We start from the raw sequence: 392 nt of genomic DNA on the forward strand, positions 1-392 counted from the left end.
CGGCGACGCGATCGTTCCGCTGCCTGAGGTGGGCCTCGCGCTCGTGCGCACCGAGGGCCTCGACGTGCGACCACTGCCGGTGTCGCCCAGGGACAGCCCCGAGGCCGGGACTTACGTACGGATCGCCGCCCACGGGTGGCGTCAGGCGCGCCTGCTGGGCACCGTACCGGCGACGTACACGGCGACCGATCGCTTCCATCTGCTGGACACGGTGCTGGAGTTGGCGATCGGCACGGGTGGCAGCGACGCGTTGCGCCTGGGCGGCGAGGCCGCGGGTGGGCCGGTACTGGACGCCGCGACGGGCGCCGTACTGGGCGTCGTCGGTACGGCGCTGCACACGGAGCACCGTGCCGCCGGACTCGCCCTCTCCCTGAGCGCGGCAGCCGCGACGG

At 74.5% G+C, this 392-nt stretch carries 1 protein-coding gene; it reads left to right on the forward strand.

The features are described 5' to 3' along the window. A partial coding sequence (locus BHU15_RS37865) for a trypsin-like peptidase domain-containing protein (RefSeq protein WP_368483243.1) occupies positions 1-392 on the forward strand: 392 nt, incomplete at both ends.

This window comes from Streptomyces niveus (assembly GCF_001723055.1).
Taxonomy (GTDB): Bacteria; Actinomycetota; Actinomycetes; order Streptomycetales; family Streptomycetaceae; genus Streptomyces; species Streptomyces niveus.